Annotated in this window: 3 protein-coding genes; all 3 read left to right on the forward strand. The window is 55.5% G+C overall.

Features of this window, described 5'->3' with window-relative positions:
• Nucleotides 1–1308, forward strand: a 1308-nt coding sequence (locus XcuCFBP2542_RS18715) for a toxin glutamine deamidase domain-containing protein (RefSeq protein WP_211293040.1), incomplete at its 5' end; no start/stop codon positions are given.
• Nucleotides 1309–1310: 2 nt separating this feature from the next.
• Complete coding sequence (locus XcuCFBP2542_RS20390; RefSeq protein WP_211293041.1) at nucleotides 1311–1580, forward strand: YrhB domain-containing protein; 270 nt, start codon at nucleotides 1311–1313, stop codon at nucleotides 1578–1580.
• Nucleotides 1581–1636: 56 nt separating this feature from the next.
• Nucleotides 1637–2142: hemagglutinin repeat-containing protein (locus XcuCFBP2542_RS20180; protein ID WP_249027695.1), on the forward strand; the 506-nt coding region annotated here is incomplete at its 3' end.
• Between the last annotated feature and the right edge of the window lie 422 nt (nucleotides 2143–2564).

The following is a 2564-nucleotide window of genomic DNA, read 5'->3' on the forward strand; positions in this document are numbered from 1 at the left end:
GAGCTGGCGGCGCAGTACCTGACCAAAACCCTGTATGGCGACGACCCGCAAGCCTACGGCCCGGATGGCAAGTTCGATCCGAATCGGTTGTCGGAACAGGACAAGCAGCTGGTGGTAGCGCTGTCGCAGGCTGTTGGTGCGATTGCGGGTGGGATGACGGGTGGTAGCTTAAGTGAAGCAGCTGTGGGCGCGCAGATCGCCGGCAACGCAGTAGTCAATAACCGCATGCTTCGCAGTAGCGAAATTGATAGGATTAAGGAGCTTAGTGGCGGCGACCCGGAAAAAGAACTTAGATTGACGCTAGCTGCATGCGCAGAGGTCGAATGCTCGTCTCAGCATCCAGTAGGCAGTGATGCATTCAATTTCTATGCAATATTGGAATTGGAAGGTAGTAAGGATGAGTATGCGCAGGAGCGCGCCTTGCTCGCTGCTCAATTGGGAGAGAAGGCTGGTCACGATGAATTTGGGGTTGCCTATCAGACTAGCGAAAAACTATTCGATTACACCTTGACTGATCGAATGATCGATGGGACGACCGTTTGGAACTCCATCAACGGAAATCCTCTGGGACGAACACTTGGTGTTCTTCAAGCAGCTGGTGGCGGTGCAGCTGTTGTGACCGGTGTATCCACTTGTGCAGAAACATTTGGCTTAGGCTGCTTGATGGTAGGTTGGGGTACTGACCAACTACAGGCTGGTACGCTCTATGCTTGGACTGGAGATGCCGCGAGTACGTTAGGTGGAACCCTGCTGACGCGACTGGGCTTATCTTCAGGCGCGGCGGAAGCTTTGTATGGTTTGGCCGGAGCCGGGCTAAGTGCGGGTAATGCACGCCTTTTGGCGGGCAATGCGGCTGGAAAGGCTGATGAGATTCTTCAGGGCGCCAGAGCAGGTAGTGCATCTGACGAAGTTGCTGGCTCGATTAGAAATATCAATCCGGGCTATCCTGAAGTCGGCAGAACTCATAATTGCGTTAACTGTGCTATTGCTACAGACTCTACGTTGGCAGGCAATCCGGCATCTGCCTTGCCCATAGATCATACTAGAGGCGTTCCTATTTCTGTGCTTGAATCCCAATACGGCGCTAGATTTTCCGTGAAGCCTTCTGCGGGAAGCATCGTTGCAGAAATTGCGGACTCTGGTGATGGCGCGAGAGGTATAGTTTATGGTTCTTATGGGCCAGGTCAGCCAGGTCATGTTTTTAACGTGGTCAACCAAAATGGTGTTGTTAGATTCTTGGATGGTCAAACAGGAAAGGCCGCGGACATAACTGGATTCAAGTCATTTAGCTTACTGAGGACAAAATAATTATGAATTATTCGGAGGCTGTTAAATTGGCGTTAAATTATATTGAGGAGTCTGAGATATCTTTAAAGATAACTTGCGAGGGGGAATGTGCCGCAGGGTGGTATTTTTGTTACGATTCGGAGGATTACATAAGAACGGGTAATCCATCGTCTCAGCTTGCGGGGAATGGTCCCATCCTTATTGATAAGAGATCCGGGGAGCTTCATGTATTTGGAACGGATAAGCCTTTGCAAAATTATTTGGATGAATACATAAGTTCACGGGGTGGGTAGAAAATCGGAGGGACGATGCGCGCAAGTCCGACGTCCGCCTGGGTGCAATGCAGGGCATGGCAGCGGCGGCCAACGCGTACCAGACGGCGAGGGCGGTGCAGAGCGGCTCGCTGCTCAGCGTGGAAGCCGGCGTCGGCTTTGCCACCAGCGAGAGTAGCTTCAACAGCAGTAGTCAGATCTCACAAGGCTCCACCATCACCGGCGGCGGCAATGTCAGCCTGAAAACTACCGAAGGCGACCTGCGCATCGTGCAGGGCAACCTCAAGGCGGGCGACACGCTGAGCCTGGAGTCGGCACGCGATCTGGTGCTGGAAGCGGGCAACTCCAGCAGTACCGAACAGAGCAAGGGTAGCAATGCCGGCTTCGAAGTCGGCGTAGGTGCCTCGGTGGGTGCGCAGACGGGCGTGTATGCGTATGTGCAAGCCAGCGTCGGCAGCCACAAGTCGAACGTGGATGGCAGCAGCTGGCAGAACACCCAGTTGGCCGGGCAGAACATCGTGCTCACCTCTGAGGGCGACACCACACTGCGTGGCGCAGTGGTCAAGGGCGACCGGATCGACGTNCGATCGAATCGCTGCAGGACAAGCTGGATGTCCAGTCCAAGGAAAGCAGTGTCGGTGGCCGCTTGCAGGTGTCGTTCGGCTCTGCGTGGGACGTCAGTGGGTACGCAAGCGCCGCCAGGGCCAACGGCAATTATCTGGGTGTGGTCGAGCAATCGGGCCTGTTCGCGGGCAATGGTGGCTACCACGTCACTGCCGGCAATGTGAACCTGATCGGCGGCGCCATCGCCAGTACCAATGCCGGTGCCAGCGAGTTGACGGCCGATTCGTTGACGTTCACCGATCTGAGAAACCGGATGGACTACAGCGCCTCGTCCGGCAGCATCAGCGGTGGCTTCGGCAGTAGCGGCAACCAGACCGATGCCAACGGCAACCCGGTGCAGCCGAGCGCTGGCGAGCAGTCGCGCGACATCGGCAACACCAT

This window comes from Xanthomonas cucurbitae, assembly GCF_002939885.1.
Lineage (GTDB): Bacteria > Pseudomonadota > Gammaproteobacteria > Xanthomonadales > Xanthomonadaceae > Xanthomonas > Xanthomonas cucurbitae.

Bases quoted from the DNA above. Each gene is read 5' to 3' on its own strand.
- XcuCFBP2542_RS20390 (WP_211293041.1), top strand. From the start codon at position 1,311: ATGAATTATTCGGAGGCTGTTAAATTGGCGTTAAATTATATTGAGGAG.